The organism is Mesorhizobium sp. AA22 (assembly GCF_001672375.2).
Taxonomy (GTDB): domain Bacteria; phylum Pseudomonadota; class Alphaproteobacteria; order Rhizobiales; family Rhizobiaceae; genus Mesorhizobium; species Mesorhizobium wenxiniae.
Genome location: NZ_CP048406.1, coordinates 328,786 through 353,648, shown reverse-complemented (window position 1 = coordinate 353,648; position 24,863 = coordinate 328,786). Strand labels below are relative to the sequence as shown.

Here is a 24,863-nt window from a genome sequence, read left to right as displayed (position 1 = left end):
GATCTCAACCCCCTTTGACCGAGCCGGCGAGCAGCCCGCGAACGAAATAACGCTGCAGCGAAAAAAACACGATCAGCGGCACGACAATGGTGATGAAAGCCGATGTCGTCAGGATCTCCCAGTCGCCGCCGCGCGAGCCGAGCAACGCGTTGAGCTTGGCGGTCAGCACGATCTGGTCGCCCTCGGTGCCGAGGAAAACCATCGCGACCAGCAGATCGTTCCACACCCACAGGAACTGGAAGATGGCGAAGGAGGCCAGCACCGGGAACGACAGCGGCAGCACGATCTTGACGAAGATCTCGAAATCGCTGGCGCCGTCGATGCGGGCCGACTCCATGATTTCGCGCGGCAGGCCGGCAATGTAGCTTCTCAGGAGATAGATGGCGAAGGGCAGGCCGAAGCCGGTATGCGCCAGCCAGATGCCGAGATAGGTTTTCGACGGCACGCCGAAGAAGCTGCCGACGCCGTTGTAAAGCTTCAGCAGCGGGATCAGCGACATCTGCAGCGGCACGACCAAGAGGCCGATGATCACCGCGATGAGCAACGCCCGGCCCGGAAAGCGCATCCAGGCCAGCGCATAGGCCGCGAACGCCGCGATCAGGATCGGGATGACCGTCGCCGGAATGGTGACGGTCAGCGAATTCATGAAGGAGCGGCCGATACCTTCCGAAAACAGCACCGTATTGTAATTTTCGGTGGTGAATTTCGGCGGCGCCGACGAGGCGTAGTAGACGCGCTGGCCGCGCTCGCCCTCAAAGGGCTTCGTTGAGGTCATGACGAACCTGCCGTCGGCGTTGAGCTGCAAGGTCTCGCCGTCGCCGAGATCGGCTGTCGTGCCGGCGGGATATTGCGTCGGGGCCGACGACTTGACGCCGAAGGCGCTGATGTCGCGGGCCGGATCGTCGCCGAAGATGTTGCCCTCGAGGACGAACTTGCCGTCCTTCTCGACTTGCGCCGAGGCGGGTGGCAACCGGCCCGCTTCCGTCTGGGTGGAACTGGCGAACGAGTTCCACCAGCCCGAGGCGATGATCTGATCCTTGTCGCGCAGCGACGAGACGAGAATGCCGAGCGTCGGCACGGTCCAGATCGCGACGAAGATGAAGACAGCGATATGGACGCCGAAACGGCTGGCAAAGGACTTTCCGGTCGCCACGGCCATCTCAATGTCCTCCCGTCTCTTTGTTCGCCTGGCGGATGTTCCAGACCATGATCGGAATGACCGCGATCATGATGATGATGGCGATGGTGGCGCCGCGGCCGAAATCGCCGCCGCCGCGGAACATCCAGTCGAACATCAGATTGGCCAGCACCTGGCTGTTCCATTGGCCGTTGGTCATGGTCAGCACGATGTCGAACACCTTCAGCACCAGGATGGTGATGGTGGTCCAGACGACGGCGATCGTGCCCCAGATCTGCGGCACCATGATCTTCCAGAAGATCTGGAACGGATTGGCGCCGTCGATGACGGCCGCTTCCAGCGTCTCTTCGGGAATACCCCGTAAGGCAGAGGACAGGATGACCATGGCAAAGCCGGTCTGGATCCAGATCAGGATGATCATCAGGAAGAAATTGTTCCAGAACGGCAGCGATATCCAGACCTGCGGCTGGCCGCCGAAATACTGGATGATGGCGTTGAGCAGGCCGATCTGCGTCTGGCCGGCGCCGCGATACTCGTAGATGAATTTCCAGATGACGCTGGCACCGACGAAGGAGATGGCCAGCGGCAGGAAGATGAGGCTCTTGGCGATGGTGCCCCACCAGATCTTGTCGGTGAGGACGGCGATGATCAGCCCGAGGAATGTGCAGGCGGCCGGCACCACCGCCAGCCACATGATGTTGTTGAGGATGGAGGTGCGGAACTCGCGGTCGCCGAACGCCCATTCATAATTGGCGAAGCCGACGAAGTTGGCGCCACCGCGATCGAGGAACGACAGCCTGAGCGTCTCCACGACCGGGTAGATCAGGTAGATGGTGAGGATGATCATGGCCGGGCCGACGAACAGCCACGGCCGGATCATCCCCTGCCGGCGCAGATTGTCGATGGCCGCAGCACCTGCAACGCCGCGCGACGGGAAGATGATGTCCACCAGCTTGTTGGCGCCCCAGAAATAGGCGACGCAGCCGCCGACGCCGACGATGATGACGAATATGGCCGAGAAAATCTGAGCCGCCACGGGTCCCTCCCTCTGCGCATGATCCGCCAGTCGAGAATGGTTTTGGCGACCGGATCATGCGCCGATTCAGTTGTTTGGAACGCGACCGGATGCAAGGCGGGGTTCTAGTCTTGCTGGTCGCGCGTCATGCCGGAATGTGCTCATAAACAAAGATTGCTGCGGCGCGGGCCGCCGGTCGGAACCGGGCCACTGAGCCCCGGATCCATTCAGGATCGGCAGTCCGCACGTCAGCCGGGACCGCCTACTTGATCGCGTCCCAGCTCTTCTGGATGTCAGTGGCGACATCCTGGGCGGACTTGCCGCCGACGAGATCGATCATGCCGGTCCAGAAGGCGCCGGCGCCGATCTTGCCCGGCATCAGGTCGGACCCGTCGAAGCGGAAGGTCGAGGCATCGGCAAGGATTTCGCCCTGCTTCTTCAGCGCGTCGCTGGCATACGCCTCCTTGTTGACCGACTTGAACGGCGTCACGAAACCGCCCTGGGCCATCCAGATCTCATGGGCGAGCGGCATCTTCAGGAATTCTATGAACGCGCGGGCACTCTTGCTATCCTTGGTGATCATGGCCAGCGTGCCGGCGCCGAGCACCGGGGTGCCGAGGTCGGGCTTGGAAGCATAAGGTGGGAAGTAGAAGAAGTCGGCGTCCTGGCCGATCTCAGTGCCTTCCGGGAAGAAGGTCGGGATGAACGACGCCTGATGGTGCAAATAGCATTTCGGCGGCACCGAGAACAGGCCTTTCGGGCTGTCGCGGAAGTCGGTCGCCGCCACCGCCTTGGCGCCGCCGTCGACCATCTTGTCGTCGGTCGCGATCTTGCCGAAAATGTCGATGGCGTTGACCACCGCGGGATCGTTGAATGGGATCTCGTTCTTCACCCACTTGTCGTAGGTCTCGGGCGTCTGCGTGCGCAGCATGATGTCCTCGACCCAGTCGGTCGCCGGCCAGCCGGTGGCGCCGCCCGAACCGAGCCCGATGCACCATGGCGTGCCGCCGTCGGCGATGATCTTCTTTTCAAGCTCGGCGAGCTCTTCCTGCGTCCTCGGCACCTCGTAATCGGCTTCCTCGAAATTGTCCGGCGAGTACCAGACCAGCGATTTCACGTCGGCCTTGTAGGGGAAGGCGAAGAAGCCCGGCTTGCCGTCCTTGTCGTTGAAGGTGCCGAGATCGACCCATGACTGGCCGGCGCCGTAATTGTCCTTGATCCAGTTGGCGGTGTCGTCGCCGAGCGGCGTCAGCAGGCCCTTGGACGCCAGATCCTGGATTAGGCCCGGCTGCGGCAGCACCGCGATGTTGGGCGGGCTGCCGGCCTGCGTGTCGATGACGATCTGCTGCTCGTAATTTTCCGACGACGAGTATTTGATCTCAGCGCCGGTGGCCTCCGAGAAATAGTCGAGAACGGTGCGCACAAGGCCCTCGTCCTCGCCGCGCCATGGCCCGAAGATCGATAGCGTCTCGCCCTTGAGGTCGACCTTCTTGAGCTCTTCGTAGTTTGCCCAGTTGAAACGGGGGTCCTCACCCGGCTTGAACTTCAGTTCGGCTTGCGCCGGTGCGCCCAGGGCGAGCGTGACAAAAGCGGCGCTCAGCAGAAGCATTTTCGTCATAGGTATTCCCTCCCAGTGGTGACAAACACCGGACGGAACCTCCTTCCGTCCGCCGACGCCGCAGAACTGTGACTCAGTCGGAAAAGAACCGCAACCTTTCGAAGAGTCTTCCAAAGCGCTTTGGGTCTTTTCGATCACGCCACTGAATGGATCAGGAGTCAAGAGGGAGATAAGCTAATCGATTTAATTCTGCCGACATAAAGAGCAACTAAATGCGATGCAGCAGACTTTTTGGCGCAGCAGCAGCAACTTTTGCTTCAAACCGGTCAGAAACAGTGCTTATGGTCTTAAATGCAGCAGCGCTGCCGTGGCCGGGCCGACAATCCATAGTTAAAAGCGCTTTGAGGCTTGGAGGCCTCCGGTGAACCTCAAACAGCTTTCCCACATGCTGGCGCTTTCGCAGACAACGGTAAGCCGTGCGCTCAACGGCTACCCGGAAGTCAACGAGGAAACGCGCCGGCGGGTGATCGACGCCGCCAAGCGCCACGGCTACCGCCCCAACCCGAGCGCGCGCCGGCTGGCGACCGGCAAGACCGGGATGATCGGTTATGTCTTGCCGACCGGGACGACCGTCGACATCGACCCGCATTTCGTCGAATTCCTGTCCGGTCTCGGCGACTACGCCCGTTCGCACGAACTCGACCTGGTGCTGTCCCCGGCCGATGCCGACGACCAGGAGACGACCTACCGGCGCATCGTCGCCAACCGGCAGGTCGACGCCGTCTACATCTCATCGCCGAGGCCGGCCGACCGGCGGGTGGCGCTGGTCAGCACGCTCGGCATCCCCTTCATCGTCCATGGCCGCAGCGAAGGGCTCGATTTCGACTACCCCTACACCGACATCGACAATGAGGGCGCCTTCCACGAGGCGGCTCGGCTGCTCGTCCAGCTCGGTCACCGGCGGCTGGCGCTGATCAACGGCGATGACCGCGAGACCTTCGCCATTCACCGCGAGCGTGGCGTGCGCCGGGCGCTGGCGGCGAGCGGTCTGGCCCTAGGCGAAGGCCATGTCTGTTCCCTCGCCATGACCGAGGAGAACGGCTACCGCGCCGCCAGACGGCTGCTCGAGCGCAGCGATGCGCCGACCGCGATCGCCTGCTCCAGCCTGATCATGGCGCTCGGCGTCGTACGGGCGGCGCGCGATCTCGGCCTGACCATCCCCGGCGACCTGTCGCTGATCGCCCATGACGACGTCTTCCCCTGGCTGAAGCCGGAAAATTTTTCGGTGCCGTTGTCGACGACGCGTTCGTCGATCCGTTTGGCCGGCGCGCGCGTCGCCGAGCGGCTGGCGGCGCGGATTTCCGGATTGGAGGAGGGCGCCCGCGGCGAAGTCTGGCCGGTCGATCTGGTGGTAAGGGGATCGGTCGCCGGAGCCCGGGCCTAGCGCACTGGTTTCGGCTCGACCTGACCTGAATCAACACAACCCCAAAGCGCCAGAGCTATACCATCGCAGCCTCGGCCGCCTTGGTGACCAGCAGGCCGTAGTTGAAATCTTTGTCCCTGCCCTTGGGGCCGAAATTCACGGCCGTGGCGCTTCTGTCTGCGCTGATCGGGGCAAAACGGTTCACCACTTCCGTCCAGGATTTTTTCCGGAGCCCAGCCGAAGAGCGGCAACGTTGCCAAAGACGCGCAAATTCCTTTTCGCACAAGGGGGAGAAGTGGAGACGCGCATCAGTCGAGGAACGGCTTGGCCTTCATTGTCGCGGGCACCGGCACGCCAAGGCGCGCAAGCACCGTCGGCGCAAGCTGCAGCTGGTCGAGCAGCGTATCGGCCTCCGGACCCTTGCCCTGTCCGAAATAATACAGAGCAAAATCCTGCATATCGTCGTCATGGCCGCCATGATGGCCGCGATCGGTCTGGCCGTGATCGGCGGTGACGATCACCTCGTAGCCGGCTTCCCGCCAGCGCGGCAGGAAGGCGGCCAGCATGCCGTCCATCGCATAAACGGCATGGTCCATCTCGTGGCAGTCGTGGCCGAAGCGGTGGCCCATCGAGTCCAGTGTGCAGGTATGCAGGATGCCGTAGTCGATGCCGTGGCGCCTGGTCAGCATGGTCAGCGTCGCGAACAGGTCGATGTCGCTCGGCGTCATCTGGTTGCGGGCGTTGTAGCCGGTCATCGTGTGGAAACGGCCATACGTGATCGGCCCGCCCGGCTCGTCGAATTCCATATCCTCGACCAGATCGAAAGGATAGGCCCGGAAGAATTCGGACCAGTAGGAATGGGTGACCGCGCCGGTCTTGCCACCGGCCTTGCTGACCTCGGAGAAGATATCCGGTTGCTCGACGCGAAACCGGTTCTCGTTGGTCAGGATACCATGCACCTGCGGCGCCACGCCGGTGTGGATCGAGGCATAGCAGCAGGCCGAGGTCGACGGCAGCACGGAACGCATCTTCCAGATGCGCGCTTCGCCCGATTGCACCCAGCCTTCGAGATTGCCCATCAGCCGGCGCCAGTTGCGGTAAGGCACGCCGTCGAGGATGATCAGCAGAAGTTTTGTCGTCAGCGCCACGGGGTGTCTAATTGCCCGCGCTGGCCATGCGCCGTCCCTTGATCGCCTTTTCCAGCCAGCCGATCTCCATTTCGGGGACTGAGGACAAGAGAAGGTCGGTGTAGGCATCGAACGGCGGCGCCAGCACCTGGCTTTTCGCGCCGTAGCGCACCACCTCGCCGCGATACATCACCGCGATCGAATCGGCGATCGACTTCACCGTGGCGAGGTCGTGGGTGATGAACAGATAGGCGACGTTTTCCTCTTTCTGCAGCTCGAGCAACAGTTTCAGGATGCCGTTGGCCACCAGCGGGTCGAGCGCCGAGGTCACCTCGTCGCAGATGATCAGCTTCGGCTTGGCGGCGAGCGAGCGGGCGATGCAGACGCGCTGCTTCTGCCCCCCGGAAAGCTCGGCCGGGTAGCGGTCGATGAAACCCTTGCCCATTTCGATCTTGTCGAGCAGCTCGGCGACGCGGGCGTCACGCTGTCTTCCACGCAGACCGAAATAGAATTCGAGCGGCCGGCCGATGATTGTGCCGACGGTCTGGCGTGGGTTCATCGCCACGTCGGCCATCTGGTAGATCATCTGCAATTGCCGCAGATCCTCCTTGGGCCTGTCGGCGAGCCGGTTGGCGAGCGGACGTCCATCGAAGGTGACGGTGCCCTCTTCGGGCGGCAGAAGGCCGGTGATGGCGCGCGCCAGTGTCGACTTGCCCGAACCGGACTCGCCGACGACAGCCAGCGTCTGGCCCGGATAGATGTCGACCGAGACGTTCTTCAGCACCTTGATATGGCTGCGGCCATAGGCGGCGGTGATGTTCTTGACAGACAGGAACGGCGTCGTGCCGGGCTTCTGCTCCTGGTGCTCGATCTCATGCACCGAGACCAGCGCATTGGTGTATTCCTGGCGCGGTTCCTTGATGATCTGGCGGGTGCCGCCCCATTCGACCAGCCGGCCGTGACGCAGCACCATGATCTCGTCCGAGACCTGGGCGACGACGGCAAGATCGTGAGTGATGTAGAGCGCGGCGACATGGGTGTCGCGGATGGCGTCCTTGATCGCCGCCAGCACGTCGATCTGCGTCGTCACGTCGAGCGCCGTGGTCGGCTCGTCGAAGACGATCAGGTCGGGCTCGGAGCACAGCGCCATCGCTGTCATCACACGCTGCAGCTGGCCGCCGGACACCTGGTGCGGAAAGCGCTCGCCGATGCTTTCGGGGTTCGGCAGGCTGAGCTTCTTGAACAGCGCGACGGCGCGTTTTTCGGCCGCGGCTCGTGCCGCCGTGCCATGCAGCAGCGTCGCCTCGACCACCTGGTCCATCAGTCTGTGCGCCGGGTTGAAGGCGGCGGCAGCCGATTGCGCGACATAGCAGACCTCGCGGCCGCGCAGCTTGCGAAAGCCCTCCTTGCCGCCCTTGAGGATGTCGCGGCCGTTGAGGATGACCTCGCCGCCGGTGATACGCACGCCGCCGCGGCCATAGCCCATCGACGCCAAGCCGATGGTCGACTTGCCGGCGCCGGACTCGCCGATCAGGCCGAGCACCTTGCCCTTTTCGAGCGTCAACGAGACGTCGTGGACCAGCACGATATTCTTGGGCGCCTCGCCCGGCGGGAACACCGTGGCCTCGATGCGCAGATTGCGGATGTCGAGCAGCATGGACTTTGGTCGCTGGTCGGCCATTACCCGCGCCCTCCCTTGAGGCTTGTCGTGCGGTTGAGCACCCAGTCGGCGACAAGGTTGACGGAAATCGCCAGCATCGCGATCGCCGCCGCAGGGATGAGTGCCGCCGCTATGCCGAAAACGATGCCGTCCTTGTTTTCCTTGACCATGCCGCCCCAATCGGCGCTAGGCGGTTGCACGCCGAGGCCGAGGAAGGACAGCGTCGACAGGAACAGCACCGCATAGATGAAGCGCAGGCCGAGTTCCGAAACCAGCGGCGACAACGCATTGGGCAGGATCTCGCGGAAGATGATCCACATGCTGCCTTCGCCGCGCAGCTTGGCCGCCTCGACGAAATCCATGACGTTTATGTCGACGGCGACCGCTCGCGACAGGCGGTAGACGCGGGTCGAGTCGAGGATACCCATGACCAGGATCAGCGTCACCAGATTGGTTGGCAGCACCGAGAGCACGACCAGGCCCATGATCAGCGTCGGGATCGACATCAGGAGATCGACGAGACGCGACATAAGCGTGTCGAACCAGCCGCCGAAAACCGCCGCCGAGAAGCCGAGGATGGCGCCGAGCGAGAAGGACAGCGCGGTGGCCAGCACCGCGATGAACAGCGTGATGCGGGCGCCGTAGATCATACGCGAAAGGAGGTCGCGGCCGAGATTGTCGGTGCCCAGCCAATGTGTCGCCGACATCGGTCCCCAGACGTCGCCGACGATCTCGCCATTGCCGTACGGCGCGATCCAGGGCGCGAAGATCGCTGCCAGCACGAACAGCGCCGTCAGAAGCAGGCCGATCAGCGCAGGGATGGGGATGCGTTTTATGTCGAGCATGCCCGCTCCCCTATTTCGGATGTCTGAGACGCGGATTGGCAACGATCGCCGCTATGTCCGCAATGATGTTCAGGCTGATGTAGACGGCGGCGAAGATCAGGCCGACCGCCTGCACCACCGGCACGTCGCGCTTGGTGACATGGTCGACGAGGTATTGCCCCATGCCCGGATAGACGAAGATCACTTCGACCACGACGACGCCGACGATGAGATAGGCGAGGTTGAGCATGACGACGTTGATGATCGGGGCAATCGCATTGGGGAAGGCATGCCTGCGGATGACGGAAAATGCCGAAAGCCCCTTGAGCTCGGCGGTTTCCACATAAGCCGACTGCATGACATTGAGGATCGCGGCGCGCGTCATGCGCATCATGTGGGCGAGCACCACCAGCGTCAGTGCCGCCGCCGGCAGCATGATCGCCTGCATGCGCTCGCCGAAAGGCATTCCGTCATAGACGGTCGAGATGCCGGGGAAGATCTGGTATTTCACGGCAAAGAAATAAACCAGCACGTAGCCGATGAAGAATTCGGGAAACGACGTCGAGGCAAGCGCCAGTCCGGAGATCAGCTTGTCGACCCAGCCATTGCGGTAGCGCACTGCAATCAGGCCGAGGATGATCGCCAGCGGCACGGCCACGACCGCCGCCCAGAAGGCGAGGAACAGCGTGTTCCATAGCCGCCCCTGGATCGACGTCGCAATATCCTGACCGCTCGACATCGCTGTGCCGAGGTCGCCGGTCACGACGCCGGCGAGCCAGCGGAAATAGCGGATAAAGGCGGGATCGTTGAGGCCGAGCTGCTCGCGCAGATTGGCGAGCGATTCCGGTGTCGCCGACTGCCCAAGGATGGCTTGCGCGACATCGCCGGGCAGGATCTGGGTTCCGGCGAAGATCAGGACCGATACGGCCAACAGCAAGAGGATGCCCAGCGCAATGCGCTGGGCCACCAGTTTCACGATGGGTGAGGACATATCCGCAAGGCCAGGCTCAGGCTTCGAGCCAGCACTTTGCCAGTGCGTAGCCGTTCATCAGCTCCTGATGCGGATCGTCGACCCAGCCGGCGACCTTGGCGCCCGTCGCGTCGATGAACTGGTTGAACATCGGCAGGATCAGGCCGCCCTCGTCGCGCACAAGGACAGCCATGTCGTGGTACATCGCCTTGCGCTTGTTCTCGTCGAGCTCGGCGCGGGCCGCCAGCACCATCATGTCGAAATTCTGACGCAGGAAACGCGTATCGTTCCAGTCGGCCGTCGACAGATAGGCGGTCGAATACATCTGGTCCTGCGTCGAGCGGCCGCCCCAGTAGGAGGCGCAGAAGGGCTGCTTGTTCCAGACTTCGTTCCAGTAGCCGTCGCCCGGTTCACGCTTGAGCTCGATCTGGATGCCGGCCTTGGCGGCGCTCTGCTGGAAAAGCTGGGAGGCGTCGACGGCGCCGGGGAAGGCGACGTCCGAGGTCCTGAGCAGCACCGCCCCGTCGTGCCCCGACTTCTTGAAGTGGAACTTGGCCTTGTCGGGATCATACTTGCGCTGCTCGATTTCGGTGAACAGCGGATAGGACGCATTGATCGGGAAGTCGTTGCCGAGCGAACCATAGCCTCTGAGAACCTTGTCAAGCATCTCCTCGCGGTCGATCGCCAGCTTTAGCGCCATGCGCAGGTCGTTGTTGTCGAACGGCGCCGTGTTGCAATGCATGATGAAGACGTAGTGACCCGGCCCCGCATGGTTGCGGATGGTGACGCCGGGCAGGCGCTTGATCAGGTCGACGATCTTCGGCTCGACGCGGTTGATCATGTTGACCTGGCCGCCCTGCAGGGCCGAGGTGCGCGCGGTGGCATCGTTGATGACGATGATCTCGATCTGATCGGCATGGCCCATCTTGTCGCCCTGCCAGTAATTGGCAAAGCGCTCGCCGCCATGGCGCACGCCGGGCTCGTTGGTGGTGATCTTGTAAGGCCCGGCGCCGATGCCGGCATCGGCCTTGTCCTTGCCGCCATTGGGCTGGACGATCAAATGGTAGTCGCTGAGCAGATAGGGCAGGTCGGCATTGGCTTCCTTCAGCGTCAGCACGACTTCCTTGCCGCTGGCCTTGATGCTCTCGATGCCCTTCATGTAGCCGAGCGCGCCCGACTTCGATTTCTCGTCCGAATGGCGTTCGAGCGTGGCCGCCACGTCCTCGGCGGTCACCGTCTTGCCATTGTGGAATTCGATGCCGTCGCGGATCTTCAGCGTCCAGACCTTGGCGTCGTCCGACGAGCCGATCTCCTCGGCAATGCGGTTCTCGAGACTGCCTTCCGGAGACAGCTCGACGATCAGTTCGCCCCACATCTTGCCGAAGGCGAACGGCACCTGCGTCATGAACAGGGCCGGATCAAGGCTGTTGGTGGATTCGCCGCCGACCAGGCCGGCCTTCAGCGTGCCGCCCTTGACCGGACCCGCGGCGCGCGCTGCACTTGAAAGCAGCGAATTGGCAAAGGTCGCGGTGACGCCGAGTGCTGCCGCCCTGCCGAGAAAATCACGACGGCTCAGTTTGCCGGATGCGACGCGCCGGCTAAGAAATTCCAGTTCGTTCGACATGTTGAGTTCCTCACTCTGTTGGTTCGACCTTGTGGTCGTTTTTTATCGTTTCTTGTGAGGAGAATAATGACCGCAACGGAACGCCGTAAGCAAGACCGAATGCGACATGCCGTGGCGTAAATCGTACGTCGCAATTGGATCAATCCGCATAAGCGCTCAAAGCAGAGCGCGCGGGATTTTCTCTTCGAAATTGCGCTCGAAAACCAGTTTCTCGCCTTCATAGGCTTCGATTCTGGCGTTAACCATGAAGTTTTGCGCGTCGGACCGCATCTCGGCGAAGGTTTCGGTGCGCACCGACCATCCATTTCGCGACAGCGTCTGCGTCCAATGCGTCTTGCCCGACGCTGACAGCGGATCGTCGGGATTGATCGCCCATGTCTCTCGCGCGATGCTGCCATTGGCGAGGCCATGCTCCAGATCGCGCACCTCGCCGAAATCGTCGACGATGGAAAGCGTGACAATTCCGGTCTTCTCGTCGCGATCGACATGACGTTCGGAATTGGCAGCGCGGATCGTTTCGGTCGCCCAAGGCGATGCTGCCTCGGGCGTGGGGAACGTGACTTCATCGCCTTGCGCCAGCGGGCGCAGCGGCAATTTCAGCGTCGCCGCCGACAGGTCGAGCCGGACCGGTTCCGGAGATGGCCAGATCATCGGCCAGTAGGCGTTCGAAACGGCAATACGCAGGCGATGGCCTGATGGCACGCGATAGGCGCATTGGTCGAGCACCACCCGGGCGCTGACAGTTTCGCCCGGCACCAGCGCTTGCGGGAATTCGTGCGAGTTGTGGTGCGTCAGGTTGAGCACGCCGTAGGAGATCAGCTCCGATGCGCCGTCGGGATGCACATCGCACAGCCGGATGGCGATGTTCGCTTGAGGCCGGTCGGACGAAACCCTGACCAGCACTTCGGGTGCGCCGACAATGTCGATCGCCTCAGTCAGCGCCGGCTGGTCGAAACAAACCGATATTGCATCGTCCGGGCGCTGCTCGCCGGGCAATTCCGGGCCGAACGTGAAGGGAAAATATTCGCCGCCGGCAAGGCCGCAGCTTTGCGGTGAAGCCACTATGATCGGCTTGCTGCCTTCTGCGATCAGCTCGACTTCCTGCGTCTTGATATCAGACGACGGCCACACCGGTTCCGCGACCCAGCGGCCCGGCCGCTCCGGATGCCAGCGTGCGGGGCGGACGCTGTCCATGACATAGGCGCGGTAGGCCGGGTCGCCCTCGACGCCGGTGTCGATGTCCTTCAGCCAGCGGTCCCACCAGCGCAAGGCCTCCTGCAGGAAGCCGATGCGCGGTTCGGGTGCGGCATAGTGAGGGTATTTGTGGATCCAGGGACCAACGATCCCTTTGACCGGCGCCTCGATATTGGCGGCGAGATGGGAAATGGTATTTCGATAGCCGTCATGCCAGCCGCCGATCGACAGCACCGCAGCTTGGATGGCCGAATAGTCCTCGCAGATCGAGCCGCGCTTCCAATAGGCGTCGCGGTGCTGATGCTTCAGCCACAGCGGCGCCAGGAAGGGCTGATTCTCCAGCCGGGTCAGCCACAGGTCGCGCCACCTGACGTCGCCGGCCAGCAGCGGATCCGGCGGCCGCGAGGAATAGGACAGCATGGTCGAGGCCCAGCCGAAATTCTCGATCAGCAGGCAGCCGCCCTTGTAGTGGATGTCGTCGGCATAGCGGTCGACGGTCGAGCACAGGCTGATGACTGCCTTTAGCGCCGGCGGCTGCTTGGCAGCCGTCTGCAGGCAGTTGAAGCCGCCCCAGGAGATGCCCATCATGCCGACACTGCCGTTGCACCAGGGCTGGGCCGCCGCCCAGGCAATCACGTCGCAAGCGTCCTGCAATTCCTGCTCGGAATATTCGTCATCCATCAGCCCTTCGGAATCGCCATTGCCACGCATGTCGACGCGGATCGATGCGTAGCCGTGGCCCGCGAAATAGGGATGCGTCAGCTGATCGCGAAAGATCGTGCCGTCGCGCTTGCGGTAGGGCAGGTGCTCGAGGATCGCCGGCACCGGACCGTCGGCAGCATCGGCCGGCATCCATACCCGCGCCGACAGCCGGCAGCCATCCGGCATGACGATGCCCATGTCAGGAAATTCGACGACCTTGCGGGGAAATTCTGTGACGGTTTTCATGCGGCGCTCCTGGCTGGCCGCATGATGGAGCCCGAGCCTGCCGCGTCGTGGGCCAGCCAACGAATTCGGCTGGTCAATCCGCGTCAATTCAACGGAATGTCGTTTTCGGCCTTGCTCGCCTGATAGGCGCCGGACAATTCGTCGTAGCGCTCGGCGATCTTGCCGATTCTCGCTTCCAGCCGCTGGCGCTCGGCCTCGGACAACGACCGCACCAGTTTGCGGATCGAAAAGCTCTTCCAATAGGCGTTCTCGGCATTGTAGCCACCGGGGTCGAGGGTGAAGACCTCCTTCAAGATCTTCAGGTCGTGGGGGATGGCGAAGCTGTCGCGCGAATCTTCGTGCGAAAACAGATAGTAGAAATTATCGAAACCGGTCCAGGTGATCGCCGACAGGCACAGCGAGCAGGGTTCGTGCGTGGCGAGGAAGATCGCGTCCCTGGTATCGACGCGCTCGGCCTTCGGCATTTCATAGAACCGCTTTAGGCAATGCACCTCGCCATGCCAGAGCGGACTTTCCGTCTCGTTGTTGGTTTCGGCGAGCACCAGCGAGCGATCATCCTTTCTCAGGATCGCCGCGCCGAACAGCTTATTGCCGTCGGCGACGCCTTCGGTGGTCTTCGGTATGATGTCGTGCTCGATCACGTCGAGCAGGCGATCGATCAGCGAGACGTCGGCCATCAGGCGGTCCCGTCGGGGAGATCGATCTCGTAGGCGTGCGAGAAATGGCACTCTTCGAGATTGGAGCCGTCGCCACCGCGGTCGACGACGAGAAAGTCCTGGGCCTCGCCGATCGGCGTCAGCACGCCGTGCCACCGATTGCGCGGATAGTTGACGCCTTGCCCGGGCGCGGTGATGAAGGCGTGCGGCTCACCAGGGCCGTCGTCGTCGCCATCATGGCAGACGACGACCAGGAACGGCCGTGGCGACAGCGGGATGAAAGCCTGGCTGCCGAACGGGTGACGCTCGACCATGGTGAGCTTCAGCGGAAAATCGTAAGGCGTGCCGCGCACCATGGAGATCAGCACGCGCGCATTCGGCCCCAACGCTTCGGCGGTGGCGAGGTCGTGATAGCGCTCGGCCTTGCCGCCATTGATCGGATAATGATTGTCGCCGCCCATATCGATGACGTCGCCGAATTCGGCGAAGGTCTCGCGGGTCAGCGGCCGGGCGACGATGCGGGTCATAGCGCGCGCCTCGCGACGCCCACCCCGCCGAGCTTGGCATGCCGGTTGACGTCCTTGTAGAGCAGGTAGCGGAATTGTCCGGGACCGCCGGCATAGCAGGCCTGCGGGCAGAAGGCGCGCAGCCACATATAGTCGCCGGCCTCGACCTCGACCCAGTCCTGGTTGAGGCGGTAGACCGCCTTGCCTTCCAGCACGTAGAGCCCGTGCTCCATCACATGAGTCTCGGCGAACGGGATAACCGCGCCCGGCTCAAGCGTGACGATGGTGATATGCATGTCGTGGCGCATGTCGGCCGGATCGACGAAGCGCGTCGTCGCCCATCTGCCTTCGGTGCCCGGCATCGGCGTGGGCGCGATGTCTCGTTCCTTGGCGAAGAAGGCTTGCGGGACATCGATGCCCTCGACGGCCTCGTAAGCCTTGCGGATCCAGTGGAAGCGGACAGCAGCACCGCCCTCGTTGCGAACGGTCCATCCGCTGGCCGGCGGCAGGAAAGCAAAGCCACCCGGCTGCAGGACATGTTTCTCGCCAGCCAGCAAAACGGTCAGCTCGCCCTCAACCACGAACAAGGCGCCTTCGGCGCCGGCATCCGGTTCAGGCCGGTCGCTGCCGCCGCCGGGCGCGACCTCGACGATATATTGCGAAAACGTCTCGGCGAACCCCGACAGCGGGCGCGACAGCACCCAGACGCGGGTCTTTTCCCAGAATGGCAGGGCGCTGGTGACGATGTCCTGCATCACGCCCTTTGGAATGACCGCATAGGCCTCGGTGAAGACAGCCCGGCCGGTCAGCAGCTCACTCTGGCCGGGGTGGCCGCCCTGCGGCGCGTAGTAGAATCGGTCGGCCATTTTCACACCATATCCATAAGTTCAAAGCCTATTGCGGAAGCCAAAGCCTATCGCGGGAGTATGTCCCTGAGGCGGAGCAGTGCGATGCGCTCGACCTGTTTGCAGGCGGTGTCGAATTCAACGTCGTGGCTGTTGCCGCTGCGCGCCTCGAACTCCGCCAGGATTTCCGCCTTGGTCTTGCCTTTCACGGCGATAATGAAGGGAAAGCCAAAGGAAGCGACGTAGGCGGCATTGAGTTTGGAGAACAACTCGCGCTCCTTGTCGGTCAGCGCGTCGAGCCCGGCGGAAGCCTGTTCCCTCGTCGATTCCGCCGACAGCCGCTTGGCCTGCGCCAGTTTGCCGGCGAGGTCGGGATGAGCGTTGAGCACGGAGAGCCGCTCGGCCTCGCTGGCGCCGCGAAAGACACGGCACAGCGCATTGTGGAGACCGCCGGCGCTGTCATGCGCTGGGCCGAGCTCCAACTCGTAGGCGCGCTCGGCGATCCACGGCGAATGCTCGAACACGCCACCGAATGCATGGACGAAGGCCTCGAACTCCATTTTCGACGGGCGCAGCGCCGGCCGCCGGAACGGATGGGTCTCTTGCCAGTGCCTGGCGATATCGATGCGCCGCGCCAACCAGACCCTGTCGTGCGATCTGACGTAGTCGACGAAGCGCTTCAGTGCCGCGGCCCGGCCCGGCCGGCCGACGAGGCGGCAGTGCAGGCCGATATTCATCATGCGCGGTCTGCCTGCCTTGCCCTCGGCGTAGAGCGTGTCGAAACTATCCCTGAGATAGGCAAAAAACTGGTCGCCCGAGTTGAAGCCCTGCGGCGTGGCGAAGCGCATGTCGTTGGCATCGAGCGTATAGGGGATGATGAGCTGCGGCTTTGTCGACCCGTCCGGCCCGTCATGCTCGAACCAGTAGGGCAACTCGTCGTCATAAGTGTCCGACACATAGTCGAAGCCGCCCTCTTCCGCCGCCAGCCGCACGGTGTTGATCGACGTGCGGCCGGTGTACCAGCCTGCCGGCCGCGCCCCAGTGACCTCGTAGTGCAGCTGGATCGCCGCTTCCATGTCGCGGCGCTCGTCCTCCGGCGCATGGTCGCGGTAGTCGATCCATCTCAGCCCGTGCGAGGCGATTTCCCAGCCGGCCTCCTGCATCGCTGCGACCTGGTCGGGCGAGCGCGCCAGCGCTGTGGCGACGCCGTAGCAGGTGACCGGTACCTCAGCCTCGGTGAACAGGCGCAGCAATCGCCAGAAGCCGGCGCGGGCGCCATATTCGTAGATCGATTCCATGTTCCTGTGGCGCTGCCCGGGCCATGGCGCGGCGCCGACGATCTCGGACAGGAAGGCTTCCGAAGCCTTGTCGCCATGCAGGACGCAGTTCTCGCCGCCTTCCTCGTAATTGACGACGAACTGCACTGCGACATGCGCCCCGCCGGGCCACTTCGGATCCGGCGGATTGGCGCCGTAGCCGCGCATGTCTCGTTCGTACCGCATCGTTGCTCCTGCCGGATTGTGTGATCAGGATAGTCGAAAGCGCCGCTTGCGCATTCCCCCGAAAATTTTGAAAGTGTTTTTGCAGCACTCCGCTCGACCGGGACTTATGCATCGCCTTTAATTGGCGCACAATTCGTCAAACATGTTCGGCTGTACCGGGCATGTTCGACTGTACCGGGAATGGGAGCAGCCAGTGGCGGAAACGTCGAAAGCCGAAGGCGGACGTCTGACGACCCATGTCCTCGACACCGCGACCGGCCGGCCGGCGGCAGGTCTGTCGATCGAGCTTTACCGCATCAACGACGATATGCGGACGCATCTGAAGACGACGGTCACCAATGCCGACGGCCGCTGTGACGCGCCGCTGCTTGCCGACGCGGAATTCCGCACCGGCGAATACGAGCTGGTCTTCGCGGCCGGCGACTATCTGCGCCGGCAGGGATTGAGGCTGCCGGAACCGGCCTTCCTCGACAGCGTGCCGATCCGCTTCGGCATGGCCGAGCTGGTGCACTATCATGTGCCGCTGCTTATATCGCCCTACGGCTATTCGACTTACCGAGGGAGCTGACACATGGCCGGGCTCAAGACACGCAATGAGATACGCTTCATCCTCAATGGCGAGCATGTTGCGCTGACCAGGGTCGCGCCTGAGCAGACCTTGCTAGACTGGCTGCGGCTCGAGCGCACGCTGCGAGGCACCAAGGAAGGCTGCGCCGAAGGCGATTGCGGCGCTTGTACCGTGCTGATCGGAAGGCTCTCAGCCGGCCGGCTGGTGTATGAAAGCGTCAATGCCTGCATCCGCTTCCTCGGTTCGCTCGATGGCACGCATGTCGTGACCGTCGAGCATCTGCGTGGCGACGGCGATAGGCTGCATCCGGTGCAGCAGGCCATGGTCGACTTTCACGGCTCGCAATGCGGCTTCTGCACGCCGGGCTTCGTCATGTCGCTTTACGCTCTGTGGATGCGGTCGCCGGAGCCGTCGGATGCGGCCATCGAAAAGGCGCTGCAGGGTAATCTCTGCCGCTGCACCGGCTACGAGGCGATCGTCCGCGCCGCGCGTGCCATCTCCAGCTACGGCAAGGCGGCAAAGGACCCGCTGTCTGCGGAGCGCAAGGCGATCGCCGAGAAGCTTGCAGCCATGAAAGACGGTGAGCGCATCGAGATCGGCGCCGGCAAGCAGCGGCTGGTCGTGCCGGTCGATGCCGACGACCTCGCCGCCGTGCTGGACAAGGAGCCGGGCGCCACCATCGTTGCCGGTTCGACCGATGTCGGCCTGTGGGTGACCAAGCATATGCGCGAGATTTCGCCGGCGATCTTCATCGGCAATCTCGACGGGCTCTGCGCGATTTCCGAGGACAAGGGCGTCATCTCGATCGGCGCCGGTGTCACCTATACGGAGGCCTTTTCGACGCTGGCGAAACGCATCCCGGCGCTCGGGACGCTGTTCGATCGCATCGGCGGCGATCAGGTGCGCAATATGGGTACGATCGGCGGCAACATCGCCAATGGCTCGCCGATCGGCGACACGCCGCCGCCGCTGATTGCACTCGGTGCGCAGCTGACGCTGCGCCGGGGCAACAAGCGGCGGACGATCCCGCTCGAAGATTTCTTCATCGCCTATGGCAAGCAGGACCGGCAGCCGGGCGAGTTCGTCGAGGCCGTGCATGTCCCGGTACCCGCGAAAGGCACGAAGTTTGCGGTCTACAAGATCACCAAGCGTCGCGACGAGGACATCACCGCAGCACTTGGCGCATTCCTGCTGACCCTGGCCAGCGACGACATGGTGACGGATATCCGCATCGCCTATGGCGGCATGGCGGCAACGCCGAAGCGGGCTTTTGGCGTGGAAAAGGCGCTGCTCGGCAATCCCTGGACGGAGGCGACGGTCGAGGTGGCGATGGCCGAATATGCCAGGGATTTCACCCCGCTGACCGACATGCGGGCGAGCGCCGAATACCGGGCGCTAGCGGCACGGAACCTGCTGTTGCGCTTCTTCGCCGAGACCAGCGGCACCAAGGCGCCGATCCAGGTTTCGCGGCACGAGGCGGTGTGATGACCAAGCACGCTCCCAACCTCAAGGCGCAAAAAATTTCCGGTGGCGTTGCCGCCGACCAGCGCCATGATTCTGCGCACAAGCATGTCAGCGGCACGGCCGTCTATATCGACGACATGCCGGAATCATCAGGCACGCTGCATGGCTGCCTCGGGCTTTCGACGGCCACGCACGCCAGCATCACCAGCATGGACCTGTCGGCGGTGCGCGCAGCACCCGGTGTCGTCGACGTGCTGACGGCGAGCGACGTGCCGGGTGAAAACGACATTTCGCCGACCGGCCGTCACGACGAGCCGGTGCTGGCCGACGGCAAGGTACAATTCTTTGGCCAGCCGATCTTCTGCGTCGTCGCCGAAACGCGCGAGCAGGCGCGCCGCGCCACAAGGCTGGCCAAGGTCGAATACAAGGAATTGCCTTTCGTCACCGACGTCGGCGTGCTCGATCCCAGCAAGGACAAGCTGGTCACGCCGCCGCTGATCCTGAGGCGCGGCGATGCAGCGGCTGCGATCAAAGCGGCGCCGCGCCGGCTGAAGGGAAAAATGCGCATCGGCGGTCAGGACCATTTTTATCTCGAAGGCCAGATCGCCATGGCCATTCCCGGCGAGGATCAGGACGTCACGATTTATTCCTCCACCCAGCATCCGAGCGAAGTCCAGCACATGGTCAGCCATGCGCTCGGCGTGCCAAGCCATGCCGTCACGGTCGAGATCCGCCGTATGGGCGGCGGCTTTGGCGGCAAGGAAACGCAAGGCAACCAGTTTGCCGCGCTCGCGGCGATTGCTGCGAAAAAACACCACCGCGCGATGAAAATCCGGCCCGACCGCGACGACGACATGATCGCCACCGGCAAGCGCCACGACTTTCTGGTCGATTACGAGGTTGGCTTCGACGACGAGGGCAATATTCTCGGCGTCGATTTCATGTTCGCGGCGCGCTGCGGCTTCTCGGCGGACCTTTCAGGCCCGGTCACCGATCGCGCGCTGTTCCACTGCGACAATATCTATTTCTGGCCGGCGGTTCATGCGCAATCGGCACCGCTCTATACCAACACCGTGTCGAACACCGCCTTCCGCGGCTTCGGCGGGCCGCAAGGCATGGTCGGGGCCGAGCGCGTCATCGACGAGGTCGCCTTTGCCGTTAGCAAGGACCCGCTCGAGATCCGCAAGAAGAACTTTTATGGCACCTCAGACCGCAACGTCACGCCCTATCACCAGACGGTCGAAGACAACATCATCCACCGCATCGTCGCCGAACTGGAGGCGAGTTGCGACTATGGGCGGCGTCGCCGCACCATTGAAGCCTTCAACGCCAACAGCCGCTTCATCAAGCGCGGATTGGCGCTAACGCCGGTCAAATTCGGCATCTCGTTCACCGCTACGCATTACAACCAGGCCGGCGCGCTGGTGCATGTCTACACCGACGGTTCGGTGCATCTGAACCATGGCGGCACCGAAATGGGGCAGGGCCTCTACGTCAAGGTGGCGCAGGTTGTGGCGGAAGAGTTCCAGATCGACCTCGACCAGGTCAAGATCACCGCAACGACGACCGGCAAGGTGCCGAACACCTCGGCGACCGCCGCGTCGTCAGGTTCCGACCTCAACGGCATGGCGGCGCAGAACGCAGCCCGGCAGATTAAAGAGCGGCTGACCAATTTCGCCGCCGAACAATACCAGGTGCCGCGCGACCAGGTGCTGTTCCTGCCCAACCGGGTGCGCATCGGCAACCAGGAGATCGCCTTCGCCGATCTCGTCAGGCAGGCCTACATGGCCCGCATCCAGCTTTCGGCGGCGGGCTTCTACAAGACGCCGAAAATCCACTGGGATCGCGACAAGGGCGAGGGTCGCCCCTTCTACTATTTCGCCTACGGCGCCGCGTGCTCGGAAGTGTCGGTCGATACGCTGACCGGCGAATACATGGTCGAGCGCACCGACATCCTGCACGAGACCGGCCGCTCGCTGAACCGCGCCATCGACCTCGGCCAGGTCGAGGGCGGCTTCATCCAAGGCATGGGATGGCTGACGACGGAGGAACTTTGGTGGGACGACAAGGGCCGGCTGCGCACCCATGCGCCGTCGACCTACAAAATCCCCTTGGCCTCGGACCGACCGAAGATCTTTAACGTGACGCTGGCCGACTGGCCTGAGGCGCACGAGCCGACGGTGCACCGCTCCAAGGCGGTCGGCGAGCCGCCGCTCCCGCTCGGCATGTCGGTGCTGCATGCTCTGTCGGATGCGGTGGCGAGCGTTGCCGACCACCGGATCTGCCCGCGCCTCGATCCACCGGCGACGCCGGAGCGTGTGCTGATGGCGATCGAACGGCTGAAGAGGGAAGCCAAAACCAGCACGTGACCAGTCTTGGAATCCCAGAAAGCGTGCAATTCAGGCCGAAAACTCTATATTTCCCGATAGGGAATGCGAATGATGACCTCGAAAGTGCAAAGCTTGAAAGCTTTTCTTGCCGACGCCGGCCGGGTCGCCCTGGTCGAGGTGGCCGGGACAAAAGGTTCGACGCCGCGCGAGAAGGGCGCCTTCATGCTCGTCTCGGGCGCGGCAAGTTTTGGCACGATCGGCGGCGGCCAACTCGAATACATGGCAATCGACAAGGCGCGGCAGATGCTTTTCTCCCCCGTTGAGGGGGGTGAGGAGAGGTCGGCCAATGGCCGAGAAAAAGCCAACGATTTGGCTTTTTGCGCGACAAACGCCCGGAGCCATAGCGAAGGGCAGGCCGCGAAGCGGCCAGAGGGCGTCGTCTCAGAAGGCATCGCCAGAGCGTCGAGCACTGCCGCGGCGATCCCACCCGACGGCTTCGCCGCCGCCCTCCCCTCAAGGGGGAGGGATGTCAGCGCCACGCTCGATATCCCGCTCGGACCCGAAATCGGCCAGTGCTGCGGCGGCAGGGTCGAGGTGTCGATCCGGCTGGTCGACGCTGCGTTGGCGCAAGAGCTGATTGCGGCCGCGGAAGCCGAGGAGGCTCAACTGCCGCATGTTTACATCTTTGGTGGTGGTCATGTCGGCCAGGCGTTGGCCTCGGCGGTGGCCTTGCTGCCGGTCCGTGTCGTCGTTGTCGAGACGCGGGTCGAGGCGCTGGAGGGCATGCCGGACACGGTCGAAACCAGCCTGACGCCAATGCCCGAGGCTGTGGTGCGCGAGGCTCCGCCCGGGAGCGCCTTCGTCGTCCTCACCCACGACCACGCGCTGGATTTCCTGATCGCCACCGAGGCGCTGAAACGCCGGGATGCCGCCTATGTCGGCATGATCGGCTCGAAGACCAAAAAGGCGACGTTCAGGAGCTGGTTCCTGAAGTCAACGGACGGCAGCGAGGCGGATTTTGCCCGCCTGGTCTCGCCGATCGGCGGCGAAACGGTCAAGGACAAGCGCCCGCAGGTGATCGCGGCACTGGCCGCCGCCGAGATCATGACGGCGCTGGCCGCGCATGCCACGGCGTCAGCCGCTCCGCACCCCGCCTCTCGTGGCAAGGCAATGGCCGGCTGACAGCCAAGCGCCTACAGCCTGCTGCTCACATCGGCCTTTTCATACCCAGATGGTCGCGCAGCGTGCTGCCTTCATAGTCGGTGCGGAACAGGCCGCGCCGCTGCAGCTCCGGCACGACAAGCACGGCAAAAGCATCAAGCTCGCCAGGAAAATAGGACGGCATGACGTTGAAGCCGTCTGCCGCGCCACCCTCGAAGCGTGCCTCGAGCTCGTCGGCGATCTGGGCCGGCGTTCCGACGACGCGCCAGTGGCCGCGAGCGCCGGCGAAATGGCGGGCAAGCTGGCGAATCGAAAGGTTGTCGCGGCGCGACTGCTCGACGACCAGCGCCTGCCGGCTCTGCATGCCTTGGCTGGCCGGCAGCTCCGGCAGCGGCCCATCTATGGGATAGCGCCACAGATCGGAAATGCTGAGATAGCTGGAAAGCAACGCCACGCCGACATCGTCGGGGATCAGCTCCTGCAGCTCCTCATATTTTGCCGTGGCTTCCGCTTCGGTTGCCGCCACGATCGGTGCGACGCCCGGCATGATCTTGATGTCGTCCGGCTCGCGCCCATAGGTCGCCAGACGCCCCTTGAGATCATCATAGAAGGCCTTCGCCTCCTCGAATGTCTGCGCTGCCGTGAACACGACATCAGCGGTCCGGGCGGCAAGATCCCTGCCCTCGTCCGATGCTCCGGCCTGAACCATGACCGGTGCGCCCTGGGGCGAGCGCGGCAGATCGAGTGGGTCCCGCACTGAAAAGCTTCTGCCGTCGTGACCAGGTCCGGAAACCCCGTCCAGCTTGCCTTGCCAGAGTGCGGTAACCACGGCAGCGAATTCTCGCGCGCGCTCATAACGGTCGGCGTGCGGGCGCAGGCCGGTCGCGCCGAAATTAGCAGCTTCGATGTGGCTGGCGGAGGTGACAAGGTTCCAGCCGGCACGGCCGCCACTCAGATGATCGAGCGACAAGAAGGTCCGCGCCAACCCGTAAGGCTCGGTATAGCTCGTCGATGCCGTGGATACGAGGCCGATGCGGCTGGTCTGGGCCGCGAGAGCCGAAAGCAGGCTGATCGGTTCGAAGCCGATCGAGCGTGACGTCTGGCTGGCGATGTTGATATCGGCCTCGCGCACGCCGGCGGCGTCCTCGCAGAAGATCATGTCGAATTTCGCCGCCTCCGCCGTTCGCGCCAGCTGGATGTAGTGCTCGATGTCGACGCCTGCCGTCACATGCGCTTTTGGGTGGCGCCAGGCGGCAATGTGGTGGCCTGTTGCCCACAGGAACGCCCCGAGCTTCATCTGACGTCGATGGGCGGTCATCGTTCATCTCCCCCAGCAAGTCCGAGATGGGAGCGCAGCGTCGCGCCGGGATAATCCGACCGGAGAAGGCCGCGACGGCGAAGCTCCGGCAGCACGAGGTCGACGAAATCGTCGAGCACATATAGCGCCGGTGGCATGAGTATGTTGAAACCATCGCAGCTTTTCGATCGGAAGGGCTCTTCGAGCCTATCCGCGATCAGGTCCGGCCTGGCGGCCATGTCAGCACCCGGCGCGACGGTCATCAGCACCTTTGTCGCGCCAGGACTGCGCCCGAACGCAAGCGCGTGGCGCTTCAGATCGTCGGGCTTCGCGCCCGCGATCGATGGCTCGTCCAGCAGGATGACATCGGCGAAGCGGGCGGCGATCTCCATGTCGGGCTCCGACAGGCCTGACATGACGAGCACCGGCATATCCTGCGGCGAGCGTGCAACGTTCAGTGGCCCGCGCACAGAGAAAAACTCGCCCTTGTGGTCGAGCAGGTGCATCTTTTCGGGATCGAAGAAGCGGCCGCCGCGCTGGTCGAACAGCAGGGCATCCGCATCCCAACCGCTCCACAAGCCCCGCACGATCCCGATGAATTCTTCCGCGCGTCGGCGGAAATCGTCGCGGGAAAACCCTTCCGGACGGCTGAAATTGGTCGCCTCGCGTGGATCGGGGACCATGCTTGCGTGCCACCCGGCACGGCCATGGCTGATGACGTCGAGCGATGCGAAACGGCGCGCGAGGTTGTAGGGCTGGTGGGCGACCGTCGACGCCGCGGCGACGAGGCCAATCCTGCTGGTAATCGTCGCAAGCGCTGCCAGCAGGGTCGTCGCTTCGAAGGGCACTTGCCGGTTCGGTGCGTCGCCGCCTGCAGCCGGCGCGGAATCAACAAGCAGCACCATATCCAGCCCGGCCGTCTCGGCCTTTTGCACAAACCGGGCCAAAAGAGTGAAATCCGGACCGGCGTCGGATGGAGGGGAAAGAGCGCTTTCCGGAAACAGTGAAACGGCGAGATGCATTTTGGCACCGCTGGCCATCGGACTTCCCTGG

At 63.4% G+C, this 24,863-nt stretch carries 21 protein-coding genes; 5 read left to right on the top strand and 16 right to left on the bottom strand.

What is annotated here, in order from left to right; all coding sequences use genetic code 11:
* Positions 1–4: 4 nt before the first annotated feature.
* The 3 genes from A9K68_RS01600 to A9K68_RS01590 form a co-directional block, all read right to left on the bottom strand.
* Positions 5–1,159, bottom strand: a complete 1,155-nt coding sequence (locus tag A9K68_RS01600) for a carbohydrate ABC transporter permease (RefSeq protein ID WP_065006608.1) — start codon at positions 1,157–1,159, stop codon at positions 5–7.
* Between the two features lies 1 nt (position 1,160).
* The gene (locus tag A9K68_RS01595; protein WP_065006607.1) at positions 1,161–2,174 is read right to left on the bottom strand and encodes a sugar ABC transporter permease; all 1,014 of its coding nucleotides are present in this window, start codon (positions 2,172–2,174) and stop codon (positions 1,161–1,163) included.
* A gap of 241 nt (positions 2,175–2,415) precedes the next feature.
* Positions 2,416–3,771, bottom strand: coding sequence for an ABC transporter substrate-binding protein (locus A9K68_RS01590; protein WP_065006606.1), 1,356 nt, complete (start codon positions 3,769–3,771; stop codon positions 2,416–2,418).
* Between the two features lie 361 nt (positions 3,772–4,132).
* On the opposite strand from A9K68_RS01590, the gene A9K68_RS01585 reads away from it, so the two are divergent.
* Positions 4,133–5,155, top strand: a complete 1,023-nt coding sequence (locus tag A9K68_RS01585; RefSeq protein ID WP_065006605.1) for a substrate-binding domain-containing protein — start codon at positions 4,133–4,135, stop codon at positions 5,153–5,155.
* Positions 5,156–5,210: 55 nt separating this feature from the next.
* On the opposite strand, the gene A9K68_RS32220 is transcribed toward A9K68_RS01585, so the two are convergent.
* From A9K68_RS32220 to puuE, 11 genes are all read right to left on the bottom strand, one after another.
* Positions 5,211–5,339, bottom strand: a complete 129-nt coding sequence (locus A9K68_RS32220) for a hypothetical protein (RefSeq protein WP_281033706.1) — start codon at positions 5,337–5,339, stop codon at positions 5,211–5,213.
* 103 nt (positions 5,340–5,442) lie between these two features.
* Entirely contained in the window at positions 5,443–6,282 is an 840-nt protein-coding gene (locus tag A9K68_RS01580) for an alkaline phosphatase family protein (protein ID WP_065006110.1), read from the bottom strand.
* A 7-nt stretch (positions 6,283–6,289) separates the two neighbouring features.
* Positions 6,290–7,942: an ABC transporter ATP-binding protein gene (locus A9K68_RS01575; protein WP_065006109.1), complete on the bottom strand. Its 1,653-nt coding sequence runs from the start codon at positions 7,940–7,942 to the stop codon at positions 6,290–6,292.
* On the bottom strand, positions 7,942–8,766 hold the full coding sequence (locus tag A9K68_RS01570; protein WP_065006108.1) for an ABC transporter permease: 825 nt from the start codon (positions 8,764–8,766) through the stop codon (positions 7,942–7,944). Before A9K68_RS01570 ends, A9K68_RS01575 begins: the two co-directional genes overlap by 1 nt.
* A gap of 10 nt (positions 8,767–8,776) precedes the next feature.
* Positions 8,777–9,736, bottom strand: coding sequence for an ABC transporter permease (locus tag A9K68_RS01565; protein ID WP_065006107.1), 960 nt, complete (start codon positions 9,734–9,736; stop codon positions 8,777–8,779).
* 16 nt (positions 9,737–9,752) lie between these two features.
* Positions 9,753–11,339 carry an ABC transporter substrate-binding protein gene (locus tag A9K68_RS01560; RefSeq protein WP_065006106.1) on the bottom strand — a complete coding sequence of 529 codons (1,587 nt, stop codon included), beginning with the start codon at positions 11,337–11,339 and terminating at the stop codon, positions 9,753–9,755.
* 156 nt (positions 11,340–11,495) lie between these two features.
* Positions 11,496–13,481 carry a CocE/NonD family hydrolase gene (locus tag A9K68_RS01555; RefSeq protein ID WP_065006168.1) on the bottom strand — a complete coding sequence of 662 codons (1,986 nt, stop codon included), beginning with the start codon at positions 13,479–13,481 and terminating at the stop codon, positions 11,496–11,498.
* Between the two features lie 83 nt (positions 13,482–13,564).
* Positions 13,565–14,158 carry a nucleoside deaminase gene (locus tag A9K68_RS01550; protein ID WP_065006105.1) on the bottom strand — a complete coding sequence of 198 codons (594 nt, stop codon included), beginning with the start codon at positions 14,156–14,158 and terminating at the stop codon, positions 13,565–13,567.
* Positions 14,158–14,664 (bottom strand): ureidoglycolate lyase, encoded by a 507-nt coding sequence (locus tag A9K68_RS01545; RefSeq protein WP_065006104.1) that lies wholly within the window; start codon positions 14,662–14,664, stop codon positions 14,158–14,160. The genes A9K68_RS01550 and A9K68_RS01545 overlap by 1 nt, the downstream gene beginning before the upstream one ends.
* On the bottom strand, positions 14,661–15,509 hold the full coding sequence (locus tag A9K68_RS01540; protein WP_065006103.1) for a bifunctional allantoicase/(S)-ureidoglycine aminohydrolase: 849 nt from the start codon (positions 15,507–15,509) through the stop codon (positions 14,661–14,663). The genes A9K68_RS01545 and A9K68_RS01540 overlap by 4 nt, the downstream gene beginning before the upstream one ends.
* Positions 15,510–15,556: 47 nt before the next feature.
* Positions 15,557–16,990, bottom strand: a complete 1,434-nt coding sequence (gene puuE, locus A9K68_RS01535; protein ID WP_065006102.1) for an allantoinase PuuE — start codon at positions 16,988–16,990, stop codon at positions 15,557–15,559.
* A 193-nt stretch (positions 16,991–17,183) separates the two neighbouring features.
* On the opposite strand from puuE, the gene uraH reads away from it, so the two are divergent.
* The 4 genes from uraH to xdhC all read left to right on the top strand — a co-directional run bounded on the left by uraH (position 17,184) and on the right by xdhC (position 22,534).
* Positions 17,184–17,558, top strand: a complete 375-nt coding sequence (gene uraH / locus A9K68_RS01530; protein WP_029347558.1) for a hydroxyisourate hydrolase — start codon at positions 17,184–17,186, stop codon at positions 17,556–17,558.
* A gap of 3 nt (positions 17,559–17,561) precedes the next feature.
* The gene (gene xdhA / locus A9K68_RS01525; RefSeq protein WP_065006101.1) at positions 17,562–19,043 is read left to right on the top strand and encodes a xanthine dehydrogenase small subunit; all 1,482 of its coding nucleotides are present in this window, start codon (positions 17,562–17,564) and stop codon (positions 19,041–19,043) included.
* On the top strand, positions 19,043–21,391 hold the full coding sequence (xdhB, locus tag A9K68_RS01520) for a xanthine dehydrogenase molybdopterin binding subunit (protein ID WP_065006100.1): 2,349 nt from the start codon (positions 19,043–19,045) through the stop codon (positions 21,389–21,391). The genes xdhA and xdhB overlap by 1 nt, the downstream gene beginning before the upstream one ends.
* Positions 21,392–21,463: 72 nt before the next feature.
* Positions 21,464–22,534, top strand: a complete 1,071-nt coding sequence (gene xdhC / locus A9K68_RS01515; protein WP_065006167.1) for a xanthine dehydrogenase accessory protein XdhC — start codon at positions 21,464–21,466, stop codon at positions 22,532–22,534.
* Positions 22,535–22,559: 25 nt separating this feature from the next.
* Here the strand turns inward: xdhC and A9K68_RS01510 are convergent, their stop codons facing one another.
* Positions 22,560–23,831: an LLM class flavin-dependent oxidoreductase gene (locus A9K68_RS01510; protein ID WP_065006099.1), complete on the bottom strand. Its 1,272-nt coding sequence runs from the start codon at positions 23,829–23,831 to the stop codon at positions 22,560–22,562.
* Entirely contained in the window at positions 23,828–24,850 is a 1,023-nt protein-coding gene (locus A9K68_RS01505; protein WP_156768177.1) for an LLM class flavin-dependent oxidoreductase, read from the bottom strand. Before A9K68_RS01505 ends, A9K68_RS01510 begins: the two co-directional genes overlap by 4 nt.
* Positions 24,851–24,863 lie beyond the last annotated feature (13 nt).